The sequence below is a fragment of the Neobacillus sp. GCM10027624 genome, from assembly GCF_042675345.1.
GTDB lineage: Bacteria > Bacillota > Bacilli > Bacillales > Cytobacillaceae > Neobacillus > Neobacillus cucumis_D.
Window position 1 is genome coordinate 441178 of record NZ_JBHTHD010000011.1, and the last position, 24414, is coordinate 465591.

32 protein-coding genes are annotated in these 24414 nt (G+C 38.3%); 29 read left to right on the forward strand and 3 right to left on the reverse strand.

Annotated features, from left to right (window positions below):
* The first annotated feature begins 133 nt into the window (after window positions 1-133).
* Together ACFQZ9_RS18490 and ACFQZ9_RS18495 are read left to right on the forward strand one after the other, a co-directional pair.
* Window positions 134-586 carry a C40 family peptidase gene (locus ACFQZ9_RS18490; RefSeq protein ID WP_498944864.1) on the forward strand — a complete coding sequence of 151 codons (453 nt, stop codon included), beginning with the start codon at window positions 134-136 and terminating at the stop codon, window positions 584-586.
* A 166-nt stretch (window positions 587-752) separates the two neighbouring features.
* A complete protein-coding gene (locus ACFQZ9_RS18495; RefSeq protein ID WP_498944865.1) occupies window positions 753-1637 on the forward strand; it encodes a patatin-like phospholipase family protein in 885 nt (294 codons plus the stop codon).
* Between the two features lie 16 nt (window positions 1638-1653).
* On the opposite strand, the gene ACFQZ9_RS18500 is transcribed toward ACFQZ9_RS18495, so the two are convergent.
* Together ACFQZ9_RS18500 and ACFQZ9_RS18505 are read right to left on the reverse strand one after the other, a co-directional pair.
* Window positions 1654-2046 carry an SA1362 family protein gene (locus tag ACFQZ9_RS18500; RefSeq protein WP_498944866.1) on the reverse strand — a complete coding sequence of 131 codons (393 nt, stop codon included), beginning with the start codon at window positions 2044-2046 and terminating at the stop codon, window positions 1654-1656.
* A 57-nt stretch (window positions 2047-2103) separates the two neighbouring features.
* Window positions 2104-3048, reverse strand: coding sequence for a DUF1385 domain-containing protein (locus tag ACFQZ9_RS18505; protein ID WP_198309164.1), 945 nt, complete (start codon window positions 3046-3048; stop codon window positions 2104-2106).
* A gap of 248 nt (window positions 3049-3296) precedes the next feature.
* On the opposite strand from ACFQZ9_RS18505, the gene ACFQZ9_RS18510 reads away from it, so the two are divergent.
* The 17 genes from ACFQZ9_RS18510 (at window position 3297) to ACFQZ9_RS18590 (ending at window position 16168) form a co-directional block, all read left to right on the forward strand.
* Window positions 3297-3794: a YqhR family membrane protein gene (locus ACFQZ9_RS18510; RefSeq protein ID WP_498944867.1), complete on the forward strand. Its 498-nt coding sequence runs from the start codon at window positions 3297-3299 to the stop codon at window positions 3792-3794.
* 104 nt (window positions 3795-3898) lie between these two features.
* A complete protein-coding gene (locus ACFQZ9_RS18515; protein ID WP_498944868.1) occupies window positions 3899-4960 on the forward strand; it encodes a M24 family metallopeptidase in 1062 nt (353 codons plus the stop codon).
* 22 nt (window positions 4961-4982) lie between these two features.
* Window positions 4983-5540 carry an elongation factor P gene (gene efp, locus ACFQZ9_RS18520; protein WP_198309161.1) on the forward strand — a complete coding sequence of 186 codons (558 nt, stop codon included), beginning with the start codon at window positions 4983-4985 and terminating at the stop codon, window positions 5538-5540.
* Between the two features lie 232 nt (window positions 5541-5772).
* Window positions 5773-6447 carry a response regulator gene (locus ACFQZ9_RS18525; protein ID WP_498944870.1) on the forward strand — a complete coding sequence of 225 codons (675 nt, stop codon included), beginning with the start codon at window positions 5773-5775 and terminating at the stop codon, window positions 6445-6447.
* A gap of 135 nt (window positions 6448-6582) precedes the next feature.
* Window positions 6583-7026, forward strand: a complete 444-nt coding sequence (locus ACFQZ9_RS18530) for a PCYCGC motif-containing (lipo)protein (RefSeq protein WP_498944871.1) — start codon at window positions 6583-6585, stop codon at window positions 7024-7026.
* A gap of 9 nt (window positions 7027-7035) precedes the next feature.
* On the forward strand, window positions 7036-7689 hold the full coding sequence (locus tag ACFQZ9_RS18535; RefSeq protein WP_498944872.1) for a c-type cytochrome: 654 nt from the start codon (window positions 7036-7038) through the stop codon (window positions 7687-7689).
* 225 nt (window positions 7690-7914) lie between these two features.
* A complete protein-coding gene (locus tag ACFQZ9_RS18540; RefSeq protein ID WP_498944873.1) occupies window positions 7915-8973 on the forward strand; it encodes a hypothetical protein in 1059 nt (352 codons plus the stop codon).
* Window positions 8974-8986: 13 nt separating this feature from the next.
* Window positions 8987-9439, forward strand: coding sequence for a cytochrome c maturation protein CcmE (locus ACFQZ9_RS18545; protein ID WP_198309156.1), 453 nt, complete (start codon window positions 8987-8989; stop codon window positions 9437-9439).
* Between the two features lie 25 nt (window positions 9440-9464).
* Complete coding sequence (locus ACFQZ9_RS18550) at window positions 9465-11447, forward strand: heme lyase CcmF/NrfE family subunit (protein ID WP_498944874.1); 1983 nt, start codon at window positions 9465-9467, stop codon at window positions 11445-11447.
* A gap of 1 nt (window position 11448) precedes the next feature.
* Window positions 11449-11952, forward strand: a complete 504-nt coding sequence (locus ACFQZ9_RS18555) for a cytochrome c-type biogenesis protein (protein WP_498944875.1) — start codon at window positions 11449-11451, stop codon at window positions 11950-11952.
* Between the two features lie 12 nt (window positions 11953-11964).
* Window positions 11965-12336, forward strand: coding sequence for a hypothetical protein (locus ACFQZ9_RS18560; protein WP_498944876.1), 372 nt, complete (start codon window positions 11965-11967; stop codon window positions 12334-12336).
* Window positions 12333-13325, forward strand: a complete 993-nt coding sequence (locus tag ACFQZ9_RS18565; RefSeq protein ID WP_498944877.1) for a hypothetical protein — start codon at window positions 12333-12335, stop codon at window positions 13323-13325. The genes ACFQZ9_RS18560 and ACFQZ9_RS18565 overlap by 4 nt, the downstream gene beginning before the upstream one ends.
* A gap of 23 nt (window positions 13326-13348) precedes the next feature.
* Window positions 13349-14053: a heme ABC exporter ATP-binding protein CcmA gene (gene ccmA / locus ACFQZ9_RS18570; protein ID WP_498944878.1), complete on the forward strand. Its 705-nt coding sequence runs from the start codon at window positions 13349-13351 to the stop codon at window positions 14051-14053.
* Complete coding sequence (locus tag ACFQZ9_RS18575; RefSeq protein ID WP_498944879.1) at window positions 14050-14730, forward strand: heme exporter protein CcmB; 681 nt, start codon at window positions 14050-14052, stop codon at window positions 14728-14730. The genes ccmA and ACFQZ9_RS18575 overlap by 4 nt, the downstream gene beginning before the upstream one ends.
* Before the next feature lie 3 nt (window positions 14731-14733).
* Window positions 14734-15495 (forward strand): cytochrome c biogenesis protein, encoded by a 762-nt coding sequence (locus ACFQZ9_RS18580; protein WP_198309149.1) that lies wholly within the window; start codon window positions 14734-14736, stop codon window positions 15493-15495.
* 12 nt (window positions 15496-15507) lie between these two features.
* Complete coding sequence (locus tag ACFQZ9_RS18585; RefSeq protein WP_081810626.1) at window positions 15508-15639, forward strand: CcmD family protein; 132 nt, start codon at window positions 15508-15510, stop codon at window positions 15637-15639.
* 22 nt (window positions 15640-15661) lie between these two features.
* Window positions 15662-16168, forward strand: a complete 507-nt coding sequence (locus tag ACFQZ9_RS18590; protein WP_498944880.1) for a TlpA family protein disulfide reductase — start codon at window positions 15662-15664, stop codon at window positions 16166-16168.
* Between the two features lie 47 nt (window positions 16169-16215).
* Here ACFQZ9_RS18590 and ACFQZ9_RS18595 read toward each other — a convergent pair whose 3' ends face one another.
* Window positions 16216-16866 carry an SIMPL domain-containing protein gene (locus tag ACFQZ9_RS18595; RefSeq protein WP_498944881.1) on the reverse strand — a complete coding sequence of 217 codons (651 nt, stop codon included), beginning with the start codon at window positions 16864-16866 and terminating at the stop codon, window positions 16216-16218.
* A gap of 210 nt (window positions 16867-17076) precedes the next feature.
* Between ACFQZ9_RS18595 and spoIIIAA the strand changes: the two genes are divergently transcribed.
* The 10 genes from spoIIIAA to accC all read left to right on the forward strand — a co-directional run bounded on the left by spoIIIAA (window position 17077) and on the right by accC (window position 24410).
* Complete coding sequence (spoIIIAA, locus tag ACFQZ9_RS18600) at window positions 17077-18000, forward strand: stage III sporulation protein AA (protein ID WP_198309145.1); 924 nt, start codon at window positions 17077-17079, stop codon at window positions 17998-18000.
* A complete protein-coding gene (spoIIIAB, locus tag ACFQZ9_RS18605) occupies window positions 18001-18516 on the forward strand; it encodes a stage III sporulation protein SpoIIIAB (protein WP_198309144.1) in 516 nt (171 codons plus the stop codon).
* An 11-nt stretch (window positions 18517-18527) separates the two neighbouring features.
* Window positions 18528-18731, forward strand: coding sequence for a stage III sporulation protein AC (spoIIIAC, locus tag ACFQZ9_RS18610; RefSeq protein ID WP_007084610.1), 204 nt, complete (start codon window positions 18528-18530; stop codon window positions 18729-18731).
* A 16-nt stretch (window positions 18732-18747) separates the two neighbouring features.
* Window positions 18748-19137, forward strand: a complete 390-nt coding sequence (spoIIIAD, locus tag ACFQZ9_RS18615) for a stage III sporulation protein AD (protein WP_133335686.1) — start codon at window positions 18748-18750, stop codon at window positions 19135-19137.
* Window positions 19138-19167: 30 nt separating this feature from the next.
* Entirely contained in the window at window positions 19168-20379 is a 1212-nt protein-coding gene (gene spoIIIAE, locus ACFQZ9_RS18620) for a stage III sporulation protein AE (RefSeq protein WP_498944882.1), read from the forward strand.
* Between the two features lie 13 nt (window positions 20380-20392).
* Window positions 20393-21022, forward strand: a complete 630-nt coding sequence (gene spoIIIAF / locus ACFQZ9_RS18625) for a stage III sporulation protein AF (RefSeq protein WP_498944883.1) — start codon at window positions 20393-20395, stop codon at window positions 21020-21022.
* Window positions 21015-21665, forward strand: a complete 651-nt coding sequence (gene spoIIIAG, locus ACFQZ9_RS18630) for a stage III sporulation protein AG (RefSeq protein ID WP_498944884.1) — start codon at window positions 21015-21017, stop codon at window positions 21663-21665. Before spoIIIAF ends, spoIIIAG begins: the two co-directional genes overlap by 8 nt.
* A 15-nt stretch (window positions 21666-21680) precedes the next feature.
* Window positions 21681-22256 (forward strand): SpoIIIAH-like family protein, encoded by a 576-nt coding sequence (locus ACFQZ9_RS18635; RefSeq protein ID WP_198309140.1) that lies wholly within the window; start codon window positions 21681-21683, stop codon window positions 22254-22256.
* A gap of 271 nt (window positions 22257-22527) precedes the next feature.
* The gene (gene accB, locus ACFQZ9_RS18640) at window positions 22528-23040 is read left to right on the forward strand and encodes an acetyl-CoA carboxylase biotin carboxyl carrier protein (protein WP_198309139.1); all 513 of its coding nucleotides are present in this window, start codon (window positions 22528-22530) and stop codon (window positions 23038-23040) included.
* A 14-nt stretch (window positions 23041-23054) separates the two neighbouring features.
* Window positions 23055-24410 (forward strand): acetyl-CoA carboxylase biotin carboxylase subunit, encoded by a 1356-nt coding sequence (gene accC / locus ACFQZ9_RS18645; protein WP_198309138.1) that lies wholly within the window; start codon window positions 23055-23057, stop codon window positions 24408-24410.
* The last annotated feature ends 4 nt before the right edge of the window (window positions 24411-24414 follow it).

Below are 24414 nucleotides of genomic sequence, written 5' to 3' on the forward strand. Positions count from 1 at the left end.
ACATTTTTCTTTATGACATTTTTACAAGAAACGTCGAAAAATGTAATATAACTGTAATCTACCTGTGATGTAAACGTTATCTTTTTTTTATATATTAAAAATAACAAAACACCTCACAGGGGGATCAAACAAGATGTTAAAAAAACTTATCGCAGTTTTCGTTATGGCCATTACAATAAGTTCATTGTTTACACCTATGGGGGATAAAGCAGAAGCGGCATACTATCATAAGAAAGCGATTTCAGTAGCAAAAGCAAATCTTGGTGTTCCATATAGATGGGGCGGCATGAGCTCTAGAGGTTTCGATTGCTCAGGACTTGTAAGTTACTCTTATCGTAAAGCAGGAAAGAATTTACCACATTCAGCAGCGCAAATGTTTTACACAAAAGGAAAACGAGTTAAATCATCTTTAAGAGTCGGAGATTTAATGTTTTTTGGTCCAAATAAAGCAAGCCGTCCAACCCATGTTGCCATCTACATTGGCAGCGGAAAAATGATTCAGTCCGTCACATCAAATGGTGTTTCCATTACCTATACAACCAATAGCTATTGGAAGCCAAGATTTATTGGGGCAAAACGTATATAAATATAAAAAGAAACATCGGGGACGCCACGATGTTTCTTATAATTTTGCGGCCATTTCGTTGCCACGACTATCCCTACACAAATTTTCTCCCTGTCCACCGTACTATTTTTTTAACATCGCGCTTAAAGATGTAACAGTGAGTATATCAACTTTGGGAGTGGCTGCCATGAAAATAGACGGCGTTTTTTCTGGAGGGGGTATTAAAGGATTTGCACTAATTGGTGCATGTGAGGAAATTGAAAACCAAGGATTTCAATTTGAACGGGTAGCCGGAACAAGTGCAGGCTCAATCGTGGCTGCATTACTTGCTGCTGGATACTCAAGTAAAGAAATTTATCAATTGCTCGAAGAGTTAGATATTACAACCATGCTGGATGCAAGAAAAACCTTACTTCCTTTTTCATTGGCGAAATGGCTGCTTGTCTATTTCAAACTTGGACTATATAAAGGAAATGCATTTGAAAAATGGATGACAGAAAAATTAGAGGCAAAAGGAATAAGGACATTCTCAGATATTCCTCCAAAAAAACTTAGAGTGGTTGCCTCAGATCTTTCAAATGGCCGGTTAATTGTCCTGCCAGATGACTTGGAGAAATACGGTATCACACCAGGTTCCTTTTCTATAGCAAAAGCAATTAGAATGAGCTGCAGCATTCCCTACTTTTTTGAACCGGTAAAAATGCGTTCCATTGAGGGTATAGACGTCATCGTAGATGGTGGAGTCCTAAGCAACTTTCCAATGTGGCTGTTTGATACAGATGACGGTAAGATTAAGAGGCCTGTAATCGGAATCAAACTAAGTACAAGCGAATATGAACACCAAAAACATAAAATCCAAAATGGTATCCAGCTATTTAGCGCATTATTTGAAACAATGAAGGATGCCCACGATGCCCGGTATATATCCAAAAAGCATGCAAGGAATATTATTTTTATTCCTGCAGAGGGGGTAAACTTAATTGAATTTAGCTTGACTGATGAAAAAAAGCAAAAAATAGTTGAGATCGGGAGAGCACATGCAGAAAGATTTTTAAAAGCATGGGCATATTAGGCAAAAAAAAAGAGCGTTAAAGTGACGCTCGATTTTTCTTTTTGCCTTTTTTTCCGTCAATGACGGTTAAGTGAGCAGGAGATTTCTTTTTGATTCGATTGCTTTTCTTTAAAGATGAGAGGGTCCCAAGAGAAGAACTCTTAATTACTGAGTCCTTCCCTTTATGCTGCAAGCGTTTTTTTGACTTTTTCGCTGCCTTAAGAAATGCCCGCTGCTCTTTTTTCTGAGGGCTCGAATTTGAAAACCTTCGAACAAGGAAAAAGATAACGAGACCAACCAATGCAATGACAAGTATATTCTGAAGAAAAGCAGAAGGATTATTAGTAAATGTTGCAAAAATCCCCAATAAAGCAAGAAGTATTAGCCCGCCAACAATGATAACGGGTGTCCGATTTTTCAAGAAAGCCACCTCCCTATGAGCATCTTAAGCATTTTTTTTATCTTTTAAACACGGAAAAGGCAAAGATTAGACAATTTCCTCTATCTCTACTTGCTTCTCTGTTGCCTCTTCCATACTTAACAGTTCCTTAAAGGACAAAATCGCCACTTCCACCTGGTCATTATCTGGTTCTTTTGTTGTTAACAATTGAAGCCATAAACCAGGGAGACCTAAATACTTTAATACAGGAATATCTCTAAGCTTATTGGTAAGCTGTAAGACTTCAAAAGCAATTCCAAGCACAACAGGAATTAATGCCAGCCGATCAACAATGCGTAACCATAAAGGCGAAGTTGGGACAAGCATATAAACAAATACCCCAACAATAACCGTAAACAAGATAAAACTGCTGCCACAGCGGTAATGAAGCCGGGAATGTGCTTGAACATTTTCCACCGTTAGTTCCGCTCCTGATTCGAAGGTATTGATTACTTTATGCTCAGCACCATGATATTGAAACACCCTTTTAATCAAAGGTGTAAGGGAAACAAAATAAATATAGCAAAGTAATAAGATTAGCTTAAAAAAGCCTTCAACAAGCACTTGTGCAAAATCGGATGGAAAAATGGTTCTGGTTAATTCGGCTAGGAAGACAGGGATTAACGTAAAAGCAAATTTCCCAAACAAAAAGGAAATAACACCAATTACAGCAACCCCCAGGTACATACTAAGCTTCGAACCTTCTTTTTCTTTTATTGTATGATCATCTTTAGGGTCCACATCATATCTTTCGGTTGAAAAATTTAAATGCTTGGAACCATTTGCACTAGCTTCAATGATCGCAATGATTCCACGGAGAAATGGAATCTTTTTCAGATTTGCCAATTGAGGGTTTACCTTTCGAGGTAAACGGAAATATTCAACAGAATGGTCCTTTCTGCGAATGGCGGTAACATAATGATGCTTTCCGCCGAACATAACGCCTTCGACAACCGCCTGGCCGCCGTAAACTGGTTTTTGAGTTTTAGACATGTACATTACACCAACCTTAACAAAGTTGCACATTAGCAGAAAGTAAATCTGTATGTACTTAAATTTATTCTACTAGAAAAAAGAAAAAACCTCTATGAATGTAATAATTTTTCCATTTAAATTAAAAAAATTTTTATATGCAAGGGAATGAAATCCGAAGGACATAATAAAAAGTAAGAACATTATGGGAGCATACTCAAAAAAACTCAGTATATCCATTGGATAAAAGATAAAAGGAGGTCTATTCCATGGAAAATGATCGCAAGGAAAAAACGTATCCAAAACCAATGTCCTTCCCAATGATGGTTTTTTGGACAGGGCTAATTGGGGGACTTTTTTGGAGTACAATCGGCTGGTTAGCTTACTATTTTAATTTTACGGAGATTCGCCCAAATATCCTTCTAGAGCCATGGGCCCTTGGCAGTTGGAAGTACGGTTGGATTGGAACGCTAATCTCCATACTATTACTTGGATGCATTTCCGTTGTGGTTGCATTTATTTATTATGCTGCATTAAGAAAGTTTACTGGCTTTTGGTTTGGACTAGGTTATGGGATTGTCTTATTTTTATTGGTATTCTTTGTATTAAACCCACTTTTTCCGAGTATGGATCCTATTGTGGACTTAAACAGAGATACCTTGATTTCTTCAGTTTGTTTATATATCGTATATGGAATTTTTATAGGATATTCCATTAATTATGAGTACCAAAATACCGTAATGAAGCGAAAAGAGACAGCTAGTTAATCATCATGATTAGGCGGATTTAATCTATTATGATAAAATAATTTTGTTGTGCAAAACCAAGTACATAGTTCTAAAACTGCCTTTTAAAAGGAGAGTAGAAACCCATGGTGAAATTAGAGAAATTAAGAGAAAGTTTTGCGGCAAACGGGATTGATGGAATATTAATTACAAGCTCCTACAACCGCCGATATGTTTCAAACTTTACCGGAACCGCAGGTGTCGTTTTAATTAGTTCTGAAAAAGCATTATTTATAACTGATTTTCGCTATATTGAGCAGGCTTCAAAGCAATGTCAAGGATTCGAAATTATTAAATTTTCAACTACGATTCCAGAGGAAGTGGCGAAACAGGTCAAACAGCTTGGAATCAACAAGCTTGGTTTTGAAGCGGACTATTTAACTTTTTCTGAATTTAAATCCTATGAGAAAGAAATTGAAGGGGAGCTGCTGCCGGTTTCAGGAGTAATTGAAAAATTACGCTTGATTAAGACGGATGCAGAGATTAAGATATTAAAGGAAGCAGCAGATATTGCTGATGCTGCGTTTAAACATATTTTAGATTTTATTCGCCCTGGGAAGACTGAGCTTGAGGTAGCGAATGAATTAGAGTTCTTTATGAGAAGGGCTGGAGCGACATCTTCTTCATTTGATACAATTGTAGCTTCAGGGCAGCGCTCTGCACTTCCACATGGTGTAGCAAGTGATAAAGTAATTGAAACGGGGGATTTTGTTACCCTTGATTATGGTGCATATTATAAAGGTTATGTATCCGATATCACAAGGACAGTAGCAGTGGGACAGCCGGATGAAAAGCTTAAGAATATTTATGAGATTGTTCTGGATGCGCAGCTCAGAGGAATGGAAGGCATTAAACCTGGGATGACAGGTAAAGAAGCTGATGCGATAACAAGAGACTACATAACTGAAAAAGGATTCGGTGAATATTTTGGACATTCAACTGGCCATGGAATTGGTCTTGAAGTTCATGAAGGTCCTGCTCTTTCATTTCGTTCTGACCTTGTTTTAGAACCAGGAATGGTGGTTACATGTGAACCGGGAATTTATATTCCAGAGCTTGGCGGCGTCCGAATCGAAGATGACACATTGGTCACGAAGACTGGTAATGAAGCTCTGACTCACTCAACAAAAGATCTAATTATTTTGTAATGTATATAGGAGGATTTATTGCATGATTTCTGTTAACGATTTTAAAACAGGCTTAACGATTGAAGTGGATGGCGGTATTTGGCGCGTCATTGACTTCCAACACGTAAAACCAGGTAAGGGTGCAGCTTTTGTTCGTTCCAAGCTGCGTAATCTTCGTAACGGAGCTATACAAGAAAAAACGTTCCGTGCCGGTGAGAAGGTTGAAAAAGCCCAAATTGATAACCGCAAGATGCAGTATCTTTATGCAAGCGGAGATCAACATATATTTATGGATATGGAATCTTACGAGCAAGTTGAGCTTCCGGCAACTAGCATCGAGTATGAATTAAAGTTCTTGAAAGAAAATATGGAAGTTCATATTATGATGTTTAATTATGAAACTCTTGGGGTTGAATTGCCAAACACAGTTGAACTTGAAGTGACTGATACGGAGCCTGGAATTAAGGGTGATACGGCGTCGGGCGGTACAAAACCAGCAACACTTGAAACTGGTTTAATTGTTCAAGTTCCATTCTTTGTAAACCAAGGTGACAAGCTTATCATCAATACTACAGAAGCTTCTTACGTATCAAGAGCTTAAGAAATTTATAGAAGGCCTTAGACGGTATATAGCGTCTAAGGCCTTTTTGTTTTTTCTTTAGATTTCTTCTATATATGAAAATTTTGTGAAATCTTGCAAAGAAAGTTTTGAACAATTTATTAAACTAATCCTCCCTTACTAGTGTGTACTTCGTTGGAAGAATAAAATGAAGTTGTGTAACCAGTTCCTATATAGAGATATTAATTTGCCTTTTAAGATTAGGGGGAGTCTAATGGATAAAATAAAAATTCTTTTAGCTGATGATCATCATGTGTTTATTCGTGGCATGGAAAGTATTCTCTCAGAAGATCCATCTCTACAAATTGTTGGAAAGGCGTATAACGGAAAAGAAGCATATGAAATAGCTAGAGAAAAAAAACCTGATGTAATTTTATTAGCTATGAATTTGCCCGTTATCGATGGGCTTCAAGCATTGAAAATGATTGTAACCGAATTGAAAGAAGTAAAAGTTTTAATGCTAACGATGAATGACCAGGAAGAGTTATTAGTTGAGGCACTTAAATCTGGAGCTAAAGGATATTTATTAAAGGATTTACTTCCTAATGAATTACTGACATTTGTACATATGGTTTTTAGGGGGGAAAACGTCATTACTGGGCAAATGACGGGAAAAATCATTGAAAACCTGTCAGGGGAGCAAAAATACAGCCGAAGGCAAGTGGGATTATTCTTTACCAAAAAAGACCTTTTGACAAAGCGTGAGAAAGAAATATTAGTCCATGTTATGAAAGGTTTGACGAATCGCGAAATTGGCCTAGCATTACTTATTTCCGAAAATACAGTTAAAAATCATTTAAGAAATATTATGGAAAAGCTTCACATGAATAATCGTGTCCAGGCAGCGGCCTTTGCATTCCAGGAAGGCTGGCTGCAAAAAGGGTCATGACCAGCTGAACAGAATCACTATAAAAACGATTAAAACCATAAAACTTCACTAAATAGTAAGAATTAAGGGCCGTTTGCAAAAAAATGTTTTGCTAAAATGAACATGAAATTAGGATTAGGAAGGAGGAAATTGAAAATGAAGCGAATTGGCTCATTATTTTTGATGAGTATAATAATTGTATTTATTGCTGTCGGATGCAGTTCGAATCAAGCCAACACAAAATTTGATAAAAAAAATGCTCCTTTACCGGATTACGTTTTAAACTCATCTGCAAAAATAAAAGAAACCTATGTAATGGCCTCGAACTATCCAAAGGTATTGGCACAGGTCCCGTGTTTTTGCGGCTGTGGTACGGATGGGCATGATAGTAATTTAAGTTGTTATATTGATAAATTTGATTCGAATATGAAAGTGGAACAATGGGATTCGATGAGTATATCGTGAGACATTTGTATCAATATCGCCCGGGAGGCGGTACAAATGCATCTGGATGGTAAAAATCCAAAAGAAATTTATCGATTAATAAATGAAAAATATAAAGAATATGGGGATCCAACACCAACACCTGAACCAAAGTAGGGATAGCCTTTGAAGAAATTATTTGTTGGATTTTTTGCTTTGATTTTAATTGCTGCTGCTTTCCTTGGAAAGGGATTTATTCCCGTTCAGAAGGACTCTAAAGCGATAGTAGCAGGTGAAAAAATTTATCGTCAACATTGTCTTGCCTGTCACGGACAAACTGGTAAGGGTGAAGGCACAAAGGTCGGGACAGCTCTTAATAATCAGCAATTCTTAAGTACGGTGACAAATCGTGATCTATATGAGTATGTGAAATCTGGCAGAAATGGGACAGATATGCCAGCCTACGGAACAATATTGTCCGAAAAAGATATAAACCAACTCGTTACCTTTATCCGAAGTTGGCAAACCAACAGAATTAAATTTGCTGTGCCAAAAACGATCTCTGGAAATATCGAGAGTGGAGAGAAACAATATAATCTGTATTGTCTTAATTGTCATGGAGAGTCAGGCGCGGGAAAATTAAAAATGGGGACAGCTCTTGCAAATCCACAATATTTAAAATTCACTTCCAATAAGCAAATTTGGATTAGTACGGCTTATGGCCGTGAAGGCACTAGGATGGGCCCATCCTTAAAAGGACTTGAAGGGGTAAGACAATTAAAAGAGAAAGATATCACCGATATTGTTTCCTATATTCGGTCATTAGATATGGAAGAGTAAAGAACCTGAATCAATTGGATTCAGGTTCTTTTTATTCCCTATTCATTACATGTGAATATTTTGTGTTGTTTTTTTGTCAAAAACAGGGCGATTTTCCTCCTTTAACAAAATGTTCAAGAGTGAATCAACCATCGGGAGCTATTACGGATTATATTTATTCCGAAGAGGGCTATGGTGGAAAATAGTACTTTCTGGTGATGAGTTTTCCAATTAAGGGGGATCTAAATGCTAAAAAAGAAATGGCTTGTCTTATTCATTTTTGCCTCGTTTTTGTCCAGCTTTTGTTTACAAAATGCAAGTGCGGAAATGGAATTTAAGGCAGAAAAGTTTCCGTTTAAAGAAATGCAAATACAGGTAATGCCGGAATTTGATTACCCGGAGGATTGGCCAAAAGACACTCCATCCTTACTAGTGGGTCAATACGGAACGATTACTAATAAAAGCGGGCAAGATTTTAACGGTAAAGTTGAAATTCCTGTCCCTGCAAAGGAAAAAAACTTTCAGGCTTATTTAGTGGCAGAATTTCCTGATGTAAATAAGCCGGAGGTTCAGCGGCCATATGATGTTGATCAAGAAAAAGGCATCGTTACCTGGAAACCGAAAAATCCAATAAAAAATAACCAAACATATCGATTCGTCATCGAATATTACACAAATTCAATAAAAGTTGCGGATAAGAAAAGCTTTACATACAAACTAAAAAATAATGCGGAAATTAAGCAGCTTGACGTAATTTTTTATGCACCAATGAAGGCAAAAGAAATTCAAATGAATCCTAAACCACAAAATACAGAAAAAAGTGAGTATGGAGAGGATCTTTTCTACTACCAATACAAAAACGTTAAAATTGGGGATTCAATGAAATATTCGTTCTCTTATAAGAAATCTGGAACTGAATCAACAATGGCTGCCATTAATAAACAGCAAGCCCCAAATGATGAAAACCATAAAGAGGTAAGCGGTTCTACTTCAACCTATCAAGTGCTCAATAACAGTACAAGCACCGAGAATCCAAATCCAAAACCGATTATCGGGGTTGGCGGTGCTACTATAATCGGATTAGCAATTATCATTGCAGGTGCTCTTGTATATATGGGATTCAAAGGTAGACCGCAAAGAGAAGCAAAGGGAGCCATTAAAAATAAACAGCAACAATCGAAACAAACCATAAAAAAAGATAGTAAGTCTGCAAATGTAGAACAAAAAAAGGAGCTTCGTAAAAAGCTATTGACTGGAAAAATTGATCAAGAGACATACGACGAACAAATGAAAAAATTAATTTGATGGGGTGCTGAGAATGAAGAAAAACACACTCGTATTGCTTGGAGGCTTTGTAATTGCAGGGGCGATTATTTTTCTCTTGATGGCCGCAACGCCGGGGTCAAGCGGGATTGAATTAACGATGAAACAATTACTTGCCACACAGGACCAACATAAAGATGATTTTGTCACCGTCGAAGGCTTATTACAAGAAAAGACCATTCAATGGAATCCCGACAAAATTGAATTGAAGTTTGATTTGAAGGATAACGAAGGTAATACGCTTCATGTCATTCATAACGGACCAAAACCGGATAATTTCTCTCAAGGAGTCATTGTCATTCTCCAAGGGTCACCGACAACAAAGGACCATTTCAAAGCGGAATCGGTAAAAACGAGATGCCCTTCTAAATATGAGGGAAAAGATATGAAAAACTATGATCCTAAAAAACACGCAAAAATGTTAAACAAGCCACCAAAAGAAAACTAAGAGAGAGACATAAGAAGGTGACAAAATGTATTTATTCGCGAATGCCACAATTTATATTGGATTAGCACTTGCCATATACGCTCTTCTCATTATGACACTAGGAATTAGCACAAAGAATCAGCGGTTTATCAATAGTGGTAAGGGGGCAATGGTTGCCCTATTTACCTGCGCAGCTTTTGCCATGATTTCATTACTGTATCTATTAGCAACTTCTCAATTTCAATATGAATATGTAACAGACTATACAAGCAGTGAGCTTCCGATTATTTATAAACTCACGGCTTTATGGGCAGGAAATTCCGGTTCCCTGCTATTATGGACTTTTTTCTTAACATTGTATTCGATCATGATTGTTTTTTCTAAAAAAATGAAAGGGAACCCAATGGTTCCATATATTTCTGCGATTCTATTAGCCAATGCGGTTTTCTTCTTTTTCATCCTTGGCTTTGTAGCAAAACCGTTCGCCGTACTGACAGAAATACCTGCGGAAGGTAAGGGCCTAAATCCAATGCTTCAAAATCCAGGTATGATTATTCATCCTGTGACCCTTTATCTTGGCTATGTTGGATTGGCTGTTCCTTTTGCATTTGCTATGGCTGCCTTAATCCTGAAAAATGTCGATGATTTTTGGATTAAAATGACAAGACGGTGGACGATTATTGCTTGGTTGTTTCTAAGCTTAGGCAATATCTTTGGGGGGCAATGGGCGTATGTTGAACTAGGCTGGGGCGGATACTGGGCATGGGATCCGGTAGAGAACGCTTCGTTTATGCCGTGGTTAATGGCAACCGCTTTTTTACACTCTGTTATGATTCAAGAACGAAAAAATATGTTAAAGGTTTGGAATATCAGCTTAATTATTGTTTCCTATGCATTGACACTATTCGGAACATTCCTGGTCCGAAGTGGAGTTCTTACCTCTGTCCATGCGTTTGCAAACTCAAATCTCGGATTATACTTCCTAATCTTTATGGGGGTAGCCGTCATTGGGGCATTATACGTGCTGATGAGCCGTTATAACCTCCTTAAAAGAAGTGCAGGAGAATTTACATCATTTGTTTCAAAGGAAAGCAGTTTCTTAGTTAACAATCTATTATTAGTTGGAGCAGCTTTCGCCGTGTTCTGGGGAACCATCTTTCCGCTCGTTTCAGAGGCTGTTCGTGGAACGAAGGTAACGGTTGGGCTTCCTTTCTTTAATAAAGTAGAAGCGCCAATTCTTTTATCGATGATGTTTGTGATGGCTGTTTGTCCAATGCTTGCCTGGCAACGTTCTACTGTAAAAAATTTAAAGAAAAACTTTATGATTCCTGCTATCCTTGCAGTGGCTGGTATGGTGTTAATGATTGTGCTCGGTATCCAGAAAGCATGGGCGGTTATCGGCTATGGAGTTATTATTCTATTATTTATTACCCACTATTTAGAGTTTTATCGAGGCGTAAAAGCAAGGAGAAAAATGACGAAGGAAAGTCCATTCGTCGCACTTTACCGTTTAATGATTAAAAATCGCCGCCGCTATGGAGGCTATCTTGTTCACCTTGGGATTGCTTTTATCACAATGGGGATTATAGGTTCGCAAAACTATGATTTGCAGACGATGAAAACGGTTCCTTTAGGCGGCTCTATTGACATTAAAGATTATCGTATCAATTATGAACGGCTGGATCAGAAAAAAGAAGGAATTAATGATATTGTCTACGCGGATGTTACTGTCTTTAAGGATGGGAAAAAGCTTGGCTCCTTTGAACCACAAAAGGTTTTTTACGGTAACTGGGAAGAACCTTCTTCTGAGGTAGCAATTATTTCTTCTTTAAAAGAAGACTTATATATTGTCCTAAGTGCCTGGGAAGATGATGGCAAGGCCACATTTGTCGTTAAAGTTAATCCTATGATGGATTGGTTATGGCTTGGGTCTTTCATGATTGTGATTGGGGCATTGTTTGCTGTATGGAATGGAAAATATCAAAATATTACTCCTAGATACACAGGAGTACGTAAAGAGGTGGCTTAGTATGAAATACAAATATTCTATTGGGCTTATCCTCATAGCATTTATCTTTCAAGCATCTTTCTTTCGTGTAGATGCCAAAACCATCGACTATAAATCAGCTGAATTTAAAGCTGTAGCTTCACAATTTTCCTGCACATGCGGCTGTGGACAGGATCATTTTGAGTGCGATCCAAATACATGCAGTCTTACGAAAGAGTTTAAGAAGGATCTAGTTGGCATGATGAATAAGGGCTGGGACAAGGATAAAATCCGCGATTATTACGTCAATATCTACGGTGAAGAAATCTTAACTGCTCCCGAAAAAAGTGGATTTAGCTTGACTGCCTGGATTCTTCCTTTCGTCGTGTTAGGACTTGCTGCCGCTTCATTATTTTTCGTCATTAGAAAATGGGTGAGGAAAAAGGAAGGGGATGAACCTGTCCTTGAAGCTGAAGCAAATAAGGATGAGGTTGAAGGAGAAATCCTTTCCTCCATGATTGATGAGGAACGTAAAAAGTATCTCTAGGATGTGAACAAAATGCACGATATCTCAATCATATCAATCATTTTTACAGTTGCATTATTACTGCTCTGTTTATTTTTAACCATATCACCACTTTTTAAATGGGATGCTTATTTACCGGGCAGTGCAAAGCAGGAAATGGCTGGGACGAAAGAAGCACTGCTGACAACACTCAATGAATTAGAATTTGAGTACAAAATGGATAAAATATCGCAAACCGATTATCACCACTTAAAGAAGCAGTACGAGATTCAGATTGCCGTTTTGATGAAAGAAGACGAGCATGTCGATGAACAGAAGATGGATCAAGCGCTAATGGCTGAAATAGAACGAGAAATTGAAGCAACTATGAAAAGCTATAAAAAGAAAAAGGGGGAAGGGAAGTGATTAAGAAGATCACCATTTTCTTCCTTGGGTTGTTGCTGCTTCTTCCCTTAAATGGGATGGCAGCATCCAACTCAAAGATTTCAATTGATATGCATTATCTTGTAGTAAGCCCTGCAGAAGATGGCTCCACGAATATGATGAATATGGTCAATTATTCGAATGAAACTGCCAAGGAATTTAACGGGGATGGAAAAAGTGACGGAGTATTAAAGGCAACTTTACCGGCAGGAGCTACAGATTTAAATTTTTTAGATAGTAAAATAGCAATAAAACAGATGGATACAGGGTTTATTACAAAGGATTCAATCCCGGCTAATCAAACACAGGTTCTTCCCTACAGTTATCGGATGCCAAAGGGGAAGGGAATTACCCTTTCGTTTGATTATCCTGTGCAAACGATGCAGGTTCTAGTCCCTGAAGGCATGGGAAGTGTTGAATTTAAGGGTGTGGAAGCAACAGAACAGGGACTCTTTAAATTTGAAAATCAAAACTATTGGGGTTATAGCGTCGAAGGAATTAAAGTGGACCAGTCCTTTACGCTTTTTTATAACAAGGATAAACAGCCTTCCACAGAAGGAACTGCGGCGGCGGTAGAGAAAAATAGCGCTAAAACAACATCCGTTACACGAACGGCACCTGCGTTTCATAATCCTGGACATATTCGCATGTGGGAGCAATCTGCACTAAGGCGCTTCAACCCGCACATCTTTTTAATCGTATTGCTTGCCATGATCATCGCGGGAGTCTCTTATTTTGCCTACTTTAAAAGAAAAGCGAGATTGGAAGAGGAAAGGCTTGGTGCAGATAAGGAAGAAAAAGCGTTTAAGCTGTTAATGGCAAAACAAAAGGCTATTTTGGATAAAATGATTGAGCTCGAAGAAACCTTCGGGGATGGAAGCCTGTCTGAGGATGATTATCAGGCAAAACTCAATGCATATAAACAGCATTTGGTCCAAGTGAAATTGAGTTTACGGAAATATATAGAGTAAGCTTCTAGTTTGGGGGGACTGCAATGATAGAAATACAAAAACTTACTAAGCAAGCGGACAACAAATTAATTTTACGCGGAATAGACCTCTCTATTAAAAAAGGAGAAACAGTAGCCATTCTTGGACCAAACGGTGCGGGGAAAAGTACCCTGTTAAAGGTGCTTGCTTCCCTAATAAAACCCACTTCGGGAATTCTCAAAGTAAATGGTTTGGATTTAAAAAAGAACCAAACGGAGATTAAAAAAATATTAGGATACCTGCCCCATTCAAGCTTACTTTATGATCATTACTCACCTTTAGAAAATCTTGTGTTCTATGGAAATGTTTATGGTGTGAAAGAGGTCGAAAAAAAAGCGGTTGAACTGGTAAAAGAGGTAGGATTGTCATTCTTTTTAAATGAACCGGTAAAGAATTTTTCCCGTGGGATGATCCAAAGAGTTGCAATTGCCCGAGCGATTATTCATGATCCGGAAATCCTGCTACTCGATGAGCCGCATACTGGATTAGATCAAGGGGCGATAACGATATTAAACAAAGCAATCCTTTCCATGAAAGAAAAAGGGGCAACAACCTTGATGGTTACACATGATTTTAAACAAGCTGCTGAAATTTGTGACCGGATTATCATTGTGAAAAATGGGAAAATTGTCGATGATTTTCGCATCAAGGATCAGGCCCTTAGCATCGTTTCTCAAAAATATGAGCTGCAGGTGGAGGGAGCATCATGAACCTTTTTCGAACAGCGCTCATGTTAGCAAAAAAAGATTTACTCTCAGAATTAAAAACAAAGCAAATATTAGTAACCCAGATTATTTTTGCCGGGCTTGTCATCGTGGTTTTCAGCTTCGCCTTTGATCCGGCTAATAATACAACTAAGGCTGTTATCCCTGGGATTATTTGGGTGATTATCGTTTTTGCCGGTATCTTAGGCCTTAACCGTTCGTTTATTTCCGAGCAGCGAAATGATACGATTCAGGGTTTATTGGTGGCGCCGATGGAAGCTGCTAGTATTTTTTTAGGAAAATTCATCGCAAATTTCACGATGATTCTAATTGTTGAACTGGTTTCCATCCCGTTTTTATTCTTATTATTTGATTTCAAAATGCTTGGAAGTGTCGGTTATTTTATTCTAGTAATCTTTGTCGGCAGCTTTGGGTTTATTTCCATCGGTACTTTTTTAGCTGCCTTGGCTGCTAATTCCAGAAGCAGCGAAATGCTGTTGCCATTATTATTATTTCCGATTACAAGTCCGATCTTAATTGGGGTTACCCAAGCAACCAGGATTATTTTAACGGATATGAGCAAATTATCAAGTGCGCTTTCATGGACGCAAATGGTCACAGCATACGATATTATTTTCTTCGTGGTTTCATTTTTATTAATCGATTATGTATTGGAGGTTTAAGAAATGAGTATGAATCTCGAACGGGAAAAGGTCACGCTTCCTTTACCTCAATTGGACGAAGCAAAGGGCTCGAGGTTACCTAAAATATTATTTGGCAGTACGGTTATTGCAATGCTTTTATCCCTTTATTTTATCTTCTTATATGCAGAGGAAGAAAAAACAATGGGTGCGGCACAAAAGATCTTTTATTTTCATGTGAGTTCCGCATGGGTGGCCTTTTTTGCCTTTTTTATCACCTTTTTGTTTAGCATATTGTTTTTGATCAAGCGGAAAAGAATCTTTGATACATATGCCTATGTTTCCGCGGAAATTGGGGTAGTATTTACTCTTATTGTACTAACAACTGGCCCCATTTGGGCAAAATCATCATGGAATACTTGGTGGGTATGGGAGCCCCGTTTAATTACGACGTTAATCCTATTCTTTATATATATTGCATACATCATGATTCGTCATATGGATGGAGTCTGGGATAAAAAGGCAAGGCTGTCTGCTGTATTCGGAATCATTGGCTTTGTTGATGTTCCGATTGTATTCTTTGCAATTCGCTGGTGGCAGACAAAACTTCATCCGATTGTTTTTGGGGAGGGCCCTTCTCAAAAAGGAGAGGGGATTGCCCCAACGATGCTTGTAGCTTTGTTGGTTACGATTGCGACGTTTACTCTTCTTTATTCCTATTTACTTAACAAAGGCGTAACACTCGAAAATATGAAAATTAAAGTAGATCAATATAAAGAAAAATTAAGAGAAAGCATTGAAAATTAGGAGGAATGTAAAATGAATTATGAATTTATGTATGCTGCTTATTCGGTTGCCTGGGTGATTATATTTTCATATTTGTTTGTGATTGACAAGAAACAAAGCAAGCTTAAAAAAGAAATCGAGTTCTTGAAACAGCTGGATAAATAAGTAGGAATTTGGAGGATATGCGATGAACCAGCGTGTCATCAAATCAGTCGTGTTGATCCTTTTAATTGGAATGTTTGCCTTCTTCGCCTATAGTTTAGTGAGTAAGGCGAAGCATACAGATGTAGGGGATCAAGCTTATAATTTTAAATTGCCAAATTTGGCAGGCAGTAATACAAAGCTTTCTGACTTTCGCGGTCAAGTGGTTGTTTTGAATTACTTTGCAACATGGTGTGCACCATGTAAGGAGGAAGCACCGGAACTAGAAGCTTTTGCAAAAGATTACGGTGATCAATATAAATTGATTATGGTGAACAGAGGCGAAACAATCGACCGGGTTAAGAAGTTTTTGAAAAAATATAATACACCCGCAACCTATGTCTTTGATTACAATGCTAAAATATCAAAATTATATAATGTCACAGGACAGCCTGAAACCTTTGTGATTGACAAAAATGGTGTGATCCGTGAACACTATAATGGCCCGGTAACCGAAATGCAGCTTTATAATTTTGTTAAAAAGTATGACTAGTAAATGAAAAAAGGATGGAATCGTCTATATCCCGATTCCATCCTTTTTTAATATTCGAATTCAGCTGAAATCGTTGCTTTGACTATAAGTTCGCCGGGTTCAAATTGAGTGGAGCTAATCCCTTTCACATAGGTCATTTGAGGATTCAAAATAGGAGGTGGAAGCGTTCCGTCTTCAATGACCAAATTAGGAGTTGGATTCAATGTTACCCTTAACGTGTTTGCAATGGTTTTAGCTTTTTCAATAGACTTATTTATTGCGAGGGAAAGCGCTTTTTGATAAATCCCATCTTTATTTTTTAATGAAAATTGAACATTTGCTACATAGTTAGCCCCGTTTTGAACCGCGGTATCGATTACCCTGCCAATTGATGTTAAATCCTCTAATTTCACTTTAAGTATATAGGTCACTTTATATGCGCGAAAAGTTTGTTTCCCTTGCTCAAAATCATATTCGGAATCAATTCTATAATCAAAGGTTTGTAGATTCTTTCGAGGAACCCCTAAGGATAATAGTGATTGAATTAACTTGTTAACCGCCTCTGAATTTTGCTGCTGTGCCTCCATCAATACCTTATTCTCGGTCATGACACCTAAATTTACGTTGGCCATATCAGGCTGCACTGCAAGCTCCCCTTCCCCGGTAACTTTTATGACATGGTTTTTACCTATACGATCCGGTTGTTGGTAACGATACATTTGTTGACTCCCCCCTCCAATGTTCTTTTTATAAAATACTGTTGCAAAGCAGGAAGTATTCCTTAAGGGGTTCTTACCGTCTATCATTTAGGCTGAAAAAAATAGAAGGAAATGAAATTTTGAAAGAATAGCCTGATTTGAAAGTCATATTGCGCCTTAAAAGGCATACATTTTAAATAATGAGACAAGCAACAACAAGGAGGATACATTGTGGAAACAATTCTTCACTTTTTACCAAAAAATATTGCAGACCTAATCAGTAAACTCCCTCCTAATCAAAAAGAAGAGCTAGAAGAAATCCGAATTCGCATAAATCGGCCGATTGAAATTACGACGAAAGGAGCTCCCCAGTTCCTATCGTATCGAATTCAGCAGGAGGATGCCTTCCATTTAATGAATAAAATAAGCCACTTTTCCATCTATACCCTTGAGGAAGAACTTAAACGGGGATATATAACCGTTTCTGGAGGGCATCGGATTGGACTTGCTGGAAAGGTCATTCTTGAGGACGGCAGGGTCAAGGCAATTAGGGATATTTCTTCTTTTAATATTCGAATTGCCAGAGAGAAGGTGGGAATTGCTGATCCATTTATTTCCTTTATTTATAAGGATACTTGGATGAATACGATGGTGATTGGGCCCCCGCAAACAGGGAAAACAACCTTGCTGCGTGATTTTGCCCGAATCATTTCCACCGGGGTTTATACAAAAGGGATCCAGGCAAACAAGGTAGGTATTGTGGACGAACGAAGTGAAATAGCTGGGTGTGTTAACGGTGTTCCGCAGTTGACCTTTGGGAATCGTGTGGATGTTTTAGATGCCTGTCCAAAAGCAGAGGGAATGATGATGATGATTCGTTCGATGAGTCCGGATGTTTTAATTGTGGATGAAATTGGCCGAAAGGAAGATGCGGAGGCGATTCAGGAGGCAGTTCATGCAGGAATAAAACTGATGATGACCACGCATGGAACTAGTCTTGAAGAAATAAAAAATAGGCCCTCACTTAAAGGAATACTTGAGCAAAACATCTTTCGCCGATTCATTGTCCTTAGCAGGGATAAAGGACCCGGAACGGTTACACATCTATTGGATGGAGAAGGAAAAGAACTGATTCAAAAAGTGAGAGTGACATAAATGATTAAAATTATTGGTGCCATTTTCATTATTATTGCAACCACTTGGACAGGTTTTGAAGCATCACGAAATTTCAGCGAAAGACCAAGGCAGCTTCGAATGCTGCGTTCTAGTCTGCAATCACTAGAAGCTGAAATTATGTATGGGCACACACCATTGCATGAAGCGGCAAGAAGACTCTCTGATCAGCTCTCAAAACCTTTATCCGGTTTTTTCGAATCCTTTGCAAAGAAGCTTACAGATTCGGAAACAACAGTAAAAGAGGCTTGGGAATCAAGTTTGAAAGAGGTATGGAAATCAACAGCCTTAAAGCAAGGTGAATTTGAGATTATGAAGCAATTTGGGGAAACGCTTGGCAGACACGACCGCTATTCCCAGCAAAAACATATCATGCTGACTCTTTCGCATTTAGAGAGAGAAGAAGCAGATGCGCTTGATAGACAGTCAAAATACGAAAAAATGGTAAAAAGCCTGGGATTCCTGTCAGGATTATTATTAATCATTTTATTATTCTAGGGGGAGCTGCAATGGGGTTAGAAGTGGATATTATTTTTAAAATCGCTGGGGTGGGGATTGTTGTTGCCTTTTTGCATACAGTCCTAGACCAGGTTGGTAAAAAGGAATACGCCCAGTGGGTGACGTTATTTGGTTTTATCTATATTTTATTTCAAGTGGCATCCATCGTGGATGATCTTTTCCAAAAAATAAAATCTGTCTTCTTGTTCCAATAGAAAGGGGGGCTCTGCCATTGAAATCGTAAAAATAGTCGGGTTAGCTCTAGTGGCAACCTTTCTTGCCTTAATCATTAAAGAGCAGAAACCCAATTTTGCCTTTCTCTTAATCGTATTTGTTGGCTGTACCATTTTTTTATTTTTAGTAGACAAGATTTACGAAATTATCCATATGCTTGAGAAGCTGGCTGTAAATGCAAATGTAAATCTGGTTTATGTGGAAACCATTTTGAAAATCATTGGTATTGCTTATATTGCTGAATTTGCTTCGCAAATTACAAAGGATGCAGGCCAAGGAGCACTCGCTTCAAAAATTGAATTAGCAGGGAAAATTTTGATCCTTGCTATGGCCATACCGATTCTAACTGTCATGATTGAAACGATTATAAAACTGATTCCCAGTTAAAGATGCCATTAAATTGAGGTGAAATTCTAAATGAAGCAATGGTGGCAGATTATTCCTATTATTATTCTTTTCGTATTTTTTTTACATGTTCCAAATGTCCAAGCCTCACAGGATCCATCGCAGGATACAAAAGAAACGTCAACACCTCTTGCACCTCAAGAATTGGTAGATTCCCAGTTAAAATCAATGGATTTAACAGAGTTGAAGCAATTTTGGGAAGATATTCAAACCAAATATGACGGATTTCTGCCAGAAAGCCAAAAAGGCAGCCTATATGATTTTATCAAAGGAGAAAAAAAGTTTTCTTTCAAGCAATGGGGACAAGGAGTTTTAAAGTTTGCATTCCATGAATTTGTTGCCAACGGGAAGCTCCTTGGATCAATCATCATGCTTACCGTTTTCAGTATGTTTCTACAGTCCATGCAGAATGCTTTTGAGAAAAGTGCCATCAGTAAAGTAGCTTATGCGATCGTTTATATGGTCATGGTGATTCTTGCTTTAAATAGTTTTCATGTTGTGATCAACTATACAAACGAAGCCATTGGGACGATGATTTCATTTGTACTGGCCCTTATTCCGCTTCTATTAGCTCTAATTGCCGCTACAGGCGGGGTTGTTTCAGCAGCATTTTTTCATCCGGTGATCCTTTTTTTAATGAATACAAGTGGTTTGTTTATGCAATATGTGATTCTTCCGCTTCTTTTTTTGGCGACATTGCTAAGTATTGTTAGCACCATGTCAGATCAATATAAGGTCACTCAGCTTGCGCAGCTGCTTCGAAACTGGAGTATTGGATTAATGGGTCTTTTTTTAACGGTTTTTCTTGGAGTTATTTCCGTACAAGGGGCATCGGCTGCAGTTACTGACGGTGTCGCAATTCGAACAGCAAAGTTTATAACGGGGAACTTTATCCCCGTCATTGGCAGAATTTTTACTGATGCTTCTGACACAATCATCAGTGCTTCAACTCTGCTAAAAAATACGGTCGGAATAGCCGGTGTGGCAATCCTGTTAATTATCGTCGCATTCCCGGCTCTAAAAATACTAATGATTGCGTTTATTTATAAATTTGCAGCTGCTATCTTACAGCCATTGGGCGGCGGTCCAATAATCAGCTGTCTTGATATTATCAGCAAAAGTGTAATCTATGTTTTTGCTGCATTGGGTATTGTTTCATTGATGTTTTTTTTAAGTATAACGGTAATAGTGGCGGCAGGAAATCTGACCATGATGATGCGATAGGGAGGGGAGCGATATGGAGTTTATAAAAGAGTGGGTAACAAATATTATTCTATTTGTCCTCCTGGCAACTGTAATCGATATGCTTCTACCCAATTCCAGTATGCAAAAGTACGTAAAGATGGTAACAGGATTATTGTTAATCGCCATTATCCTTACCCCCATTTTTAAATTAATCTCCAAGGACTTTGAAACAACGCTTGTGTCCATCCCATCAAATCAAACGCCTGGAGAAAAAAATATAAAAAATTTAATAGATTCAAAGAAAAAAGAAATACAAGACTCTCAACATGCATATATTTTAGAACAAATGCGTGTCCAATTAAAAAAGGACGTTAAGGAGGAGTTGATGGAAAACTACGGATTAGAAATTGCAGACATAGACATTGCAACGAATAAAGAAAGTGACCAAGCCTTCCCTGAAAACATCCAAAAGATAACGGTTCTTCTGAAGCATCCAGAAACATCGGAACAGACAGTCGAAGCGATCAAACAAGTGGACATCAACACAGAAACACCTCTTTCATCCAATGTTTCAGCAGAAGACACAGCAAAGGTTGCTGCATTTCTTTCTAAGAAATGGGATGTTGCTGAGAAATCACTAGAAGTTTCGATTGAAGGGGGGATTAATAACAAAAATGGATAAAAACCAAGGACCATTAACATGGTTAAAGAATTTACTTAAAAAAGACGGAAGCACTAATAAAAAAGCAGGCAAATATCAGTATATGCTCCTGGTTCTCTGTATCGGAGCAGCCTTTATGCTTGTTGGGAATGTCCTATTTAAAACGGACTCAGCGGCACCGGATGTTCCAGCTATGAAAAGTGATAACCAGCCAGCGAGTGATGTACCGGCCTTTGGATTGGGAAAATCAACTGGAAATAAAACCATCCATGAATATGAACAAGCTTATGAGGAGCAGTTGAAGAAGGCTCTAGAGAATATGCTTGGAGTCAAAGATGTCACTGTCGTTGTAAATATTGACTCTACAGATCAGCGAGTGCTTGAAAAGAATAGGGTTACAAAATCGCAAACAACAGAAGAAACCGATCGTGAAGGTGGACAACGAAAGGTTCAGGAATCTTCTACAGATGAACAGCTTGTTATCATCCGAGACGGCGAAAAAGAGACTCCAATTGTGACAGAAACAAAAAAGCCTGAAATTCGCGGTGTACTAGTTGTTGCCCGAGGTGCAGAAAATATTCAAGTGAAAAAATGGATTATTGAAGCAGTAACAAGGGCGCTTGGGGTTCCAAGCCACCGAGTTGCTGTCATGCCAAAAAAATAAGAGGGGGATTTATTCATGCTATTGAAAAAACAAACGGTTTGGTTATTAACAATGTTAAGTTTGGTGGTTGTATTATCGGTGTATTATATTACTTCACCAGAGCAAAAAAATAGTAATGAACTTACAGCTGTACAACAAAAAGCAAAAGATCAAATGGATCAAAAAGAAATGAATTCAAAATCCACGGCTAAAACAAATGCTAAAGATGATAAGACCATTATCTCCCAGATTGCCGGTGATGATGAATTTGAAGCACTTCGTTTAAAATTGCAAGATGAACGCAGTCAATTACAAGAAGATTTAACAGCTCAAATGGCTAGTACAGATCTTCCTGCCGATAAAAGAAGCGAAGCGATGGATCAAATGAAAGAACTAAATAAAACAGCTCAAAAAGAAGAAATTCTTGAAACACTAATTAAAACGATGGGATATGAGGATGCTCTTGTCAGAGCCGAAGGAAACCAAGTCCGCGTGACAGTAAAATCAAAGAAACAACCATCAGCAACTGCAGCAAACGATATCATTCAACAGGTTAAAAAGGAAATTGGCGATACCAATTACGTTGCCGTTGAATTCCAGCCAACAAAATAAGAACCAAACCAAAGAAGGGAAAGTACAAAGCTTTCCTTCTTTTTGGTTTGTAGAGTGTCCACCTGGTGCGGACACTTTTGCTGAAAAGTCCACGGGCGGTGCCTGTCACCCACTTTCCCACCCTTTTTTTACTTTTAGTTAAATAAAGATTAAAATGAATTTGAAGGTTATTGAAGAAGGAGAAAAAATATAGATTGTTGAACTTTTATAAGATAGTATCGTATAGTATTAGTAGCTAGTCTTAATATAGTGGTACAAGGAGTGTTACTCAATGTTAAAGGTACAAGAAATTCGTGAGTTAATTAAATTAGTTGATCAATCCAGTATTGATGAATTTGTTTATGAAAATGAAGGTTCAAAAATTCAAATGAAGAAAAATGTGACTTCTGTCGTCACTACGGTTCAACCAGTCGTACATACTGAAGTTCCTGCAGCACAACCTGTTCAAGCAGCGCCTGTACAACCGGCAGCACCAGTTACACCGGTGCAAGAAATCAAACAAGAACCGGTAACAGAAGCTCCTGTTCAAGCGGATACTTCCAACCTTCACAAAATTACTTCTCCAATGGTAGGGACTTTCTATGCCTCCCCATCACCAGATGCTGATGTCTATGTTAAAGCAGGTTCAAAGGTTTCTAAGGATTCCATTGTTTGTATCGTTGAGGCGATGAAATTATTCAATGAAATTGAAGCAGAAGTAAACGGAGAAATTGTCGAAGTTCTTGCGAAAGATGGACAATTAGTGGAATACGGACAGCCATTATTTTTAGTAAAGCCTGAATAAGGAGCGGTAACAGAATGATAAAAAAGCTGTTAATTGCAAACAGAGGAGAAATTGCAGTTAGAATTATTCGCGCCTGCAGGGAAATGGGGATTGAAACAGTTGCCGTTTTTTCCGAAGCAGACCGTGAAGCACTGCATGTACAATTAGCGGATGAGGCCTATTGTATTGGACCCACCTCATCAAAAGATAGTTATTTAAACTTTACAAATATTATAAGTGTAGCAAAATTAACTGCCTGTGATGCGATTCACCCTGGTTATGGTTTTCTTGCTGAAAATGCAGCTTTTGCTGAGCTTTGCCGTGATTGCAATATCACATTTGTCGGCCCAAGCCCTGAAGCCATCACAAAAATGGGAACAAAGGACATCGCAAGAGAAACCATGCGGGAAGCAGGCGTTCCAATTGTTCCCGGCTCAACTGGAATCATAGAGGATATTGAACAGGCGCTTGAACTTGTAGAAAAGATAAATTATCCGGTCATCATTAAAGCAACAGCCGGGGGCGGTGGAAAAGGAATTCGGATCGCCAAGAATGAACAAGAATTAATTAAGGGAATTAATATCACCCAGCAGGAAGCCCTAACAGCATTTGGTAACCCTGGTGTATATATTGAAAAATATATTGAGGATTTCCGCCATGTTGAAATACAGGTGCTTGCAGATAATTATGGCAATACCATTCATTTGGGTGAAAGGGATTGTTCCATCCAACGGAGACTGCAGAAATTACTTGAAGAGACCCCTTCACCTGCCTTGGACGGGGAAATTCGTGAAGAAATGGGTAATGCAGCAGTAAAAGCGGCGAAAGCAGTTGATTATTCTGGTGCAGGCACGGTAGAATTTATATATGACTACCGCAATCGAAAATTTTATTTTATGGAAATGAATACAAGAATACAGGTAGAGCATCCTGTAACTGAATTGGTCACTGGAACAGATCTCATTAAAGAACAAATACGAGTAGCTTCCGGAGAAAAATTATCTTTGAAACAACAGGATGTTACCTTCACGGGTTGGGCAATTGAATGCCGAATTAATGCAGAAAATCCGGAGAAGAATTTTATGCCATCCCCAGGAAAAATCCATATGTATTTACCTCCTGGCGGCTTAGGGGTTCGGGTTGATTCTGCTGCATATCCGGGATATTCAATTCCGCCTTACTACGATTCCATGATTGCGAAAGTCATCACATATGGAAACACCAGGGAAGAGGCAATTGCAAGAATGAAACGGGCATTAAGCGAATTTATTGTTGAAGGAATCCATACGACAATTCCGTTTCATTTAAAACTTCTTGAACATGAAAAATTTGTAGAAGGCCAGTTCAATACGAAGTTTTTAGAATTGCACGATGTGATGAAGTCAGTCTAAAATC

What these genes read in the sequence shown, in the direction of transcription:
- ACFQZ9_RS18490 (WP_498944864.1), top strand. Translation starts at nt 134, where the DNA reads ATGTTAAAAAAACTTATCGCAGTTTTCGTTATGGCCATTACAATAAGT.
- ACFQZ9_RS18495 (WP_498944865.1), top strand. Translation starts at nt 753, where the DNA reads ATGAAAATAGACGGCGTTTTTTCTGGAGGGGGTATTAAAGGATTTGCA.
- ACFQZ9_RS18505 (WP_198309164.1), bottom strand. Translation starts at nt 3,048, where the DNA reads ATGTCTAAAACTCAAAAACCAGTTTACGGCGGCCAGGCGGTTGTCGAA.
- ACFQZ9_RS18510 (WP_498944867.1), top strand. Translation starts at nt 3,297, where the DNA reads ATGGAAAATGATCGCAAGGAAAAAACGTATCCAAAACCAATGTCCTTC.
- ACFQZ9_RS18515 (WP_498944868.1), top strand. Translation starts at nt 3,899, where the DNA reads ATGGTGAAATTAGAGAAATTAAGAGAAAGTTTTGCGGCAAACGGGATT.
- efp (WP_198309161.1), top strand. Translation starts at nt 4,983, where the DNA reads ATGATTTCTGTTAACGATTTTAAAACAGGCTTAACGATTGAAGTGGAT.
- ACFQZ9_RS18525 (WP_498944870.1), top strand. Translation starts at nt 5,773, where the DNA reads ATGGATAAAATAAAAATTCTTTTAGCTGATGATCATCATGTGTTTATT.
- ACFQZ9_RS18540 (WP_498944873.1), top strand. Translation starts at nt 7,915, where the DNA reads ATGCTAAAAAAGAAATGGCTTGTCTTATTCATTTTTGCCTCGTTTTTG.
- ACFQZ9_RS18545 (WP_198309156.1), top strand. Translation starts at nt 8,987, where the DNA reads ATGAAGAAAAACACACTCGTATTGCTTGGAGGCTTTGTAATTGCAGGG.
- ACFQZ9_RS18550 (WP_498944874.1), top strand. Translation starts at nt 9,465, where the DNA reads ATGTATTTATTCGCGAATGCCACAATTTATATTGGATTAGCACTTGCC.
- ACFQZ9_RS18555 (WP_498944875.1), top strand. Translation starts at nt 11,449, where the DNA reads ATGAAATACAAATATTCTATTGGGCTTATCCTCATAGCATTTATCTTT.
- ACFQZ9_RS18560 (WP_498944876.1), top strand. Translation starts at nt 11,965, where the DNA reads ATGCACGATATCTCAATCATATCAATCATTTTTACAGTTGCATTATTA.
- ccmA (WP_498944878.1), top strand. Translation starts at nt 13,349, where the DNA reads ATGATAGAAATACAAAAACTTACTAAGCAAGCGGACAACAAATTAATT.
- ACFQZ9_RS18575 (WP_498944879.1), top strand. Translation starts at nt 14,050, where the DNA reads ATGAACCTTTTTCGAACAGCGCTCATGTTAGCAAAAAAAGATTTACTC.
- ACFQZ9_RS18580 (WP_198309149.1), top strand. Translation starts at nt 14,734, where the DNA reads ATGAGTATGAATCTCGAACGGGAAAAGGTCACGCTTCCTTTACCTCAA.
- ACFQZ9_RS18585 (WP_081810626.1), top strand. Translation starts at nt 15,508, where the DNA reads ATGAATTATGAATTTATGTATGCTGCTTATTCGGTTGCCTGGGTGATT.
- ACFQZ9_RS18590 (WP_498944880.1), top strand. Translation starts at nt 15,662, where the DNA reads ATGAACCAGCGTGTCATCAAATCAGTCGTGTTGATCCTTTTAATTGGA.
- ACFQZ9_RS18595 (WP_498944881.1), bottom strand. Translation starts at nt 16,866, where the DNA reads ATGTATCGTTACCAACAACCGGATCGTATAGGTAAAAACCATGTCATA.
- spoIIIAB (WP_198309144.1), top strand. Translation starts at nt 18,001, where the DNA reads ATGATTAAAATTATTGGTGCCATTTTCATTATTATTGCAACCACTTGG.
- spoIIIAC (WP_007084610.1), top strand. Translation starts at nt 18,528, where the DNA reads ATGGGGTTAGAAGTGGATATTATTTTTAAAATCGCTGGGGTGGGGATT.
- spoIIIAE (WP_498944882.1), top strand. Translation starts at nt 19,168, where the DNA reads ATGAAGCAATGGTGGCAGATTATTCCTATTATTATTCTTTTCGTATTT.
- spoIIIAF (WP_498944883.1), top strand. Translation starts at nt 20,393, where the DNA reads ATGGAGTTTATAAAAGAGTGGGTAACAAATATTATTCTATTTGTCCTC.
- spoIIIAG (WP_498944884.1), top strand. Translation starts at nt 21,015, where the DNA reads ATGGATAAAAACCAAGGACCATTAACATGGTTAAAGAATTTACTTAAA.
- ACFQZ9_RS18635 (WP_198309140.1), top strand. Translation starts at nt 21,681, where the DNA reads ATGCTATTGAAAAAACAAACGGTTTGGTTATTAACAATGTTAAGTTTG.
- accB (WP_198309139.1), top strand. Translation starts at nt 22,528, where the DNA reads ATGTTAAAGGTACAAGAAATTCGTGAGTTAATTAAATTAGTTGATCAA.
- accC (WP_198309138.1), top strand. Translation starts at nt 23,055, where the DNA reads ATGATAAAAAAGCTGTTAATTGCAAACAGAGGAGAAATTGCAGTTAGA.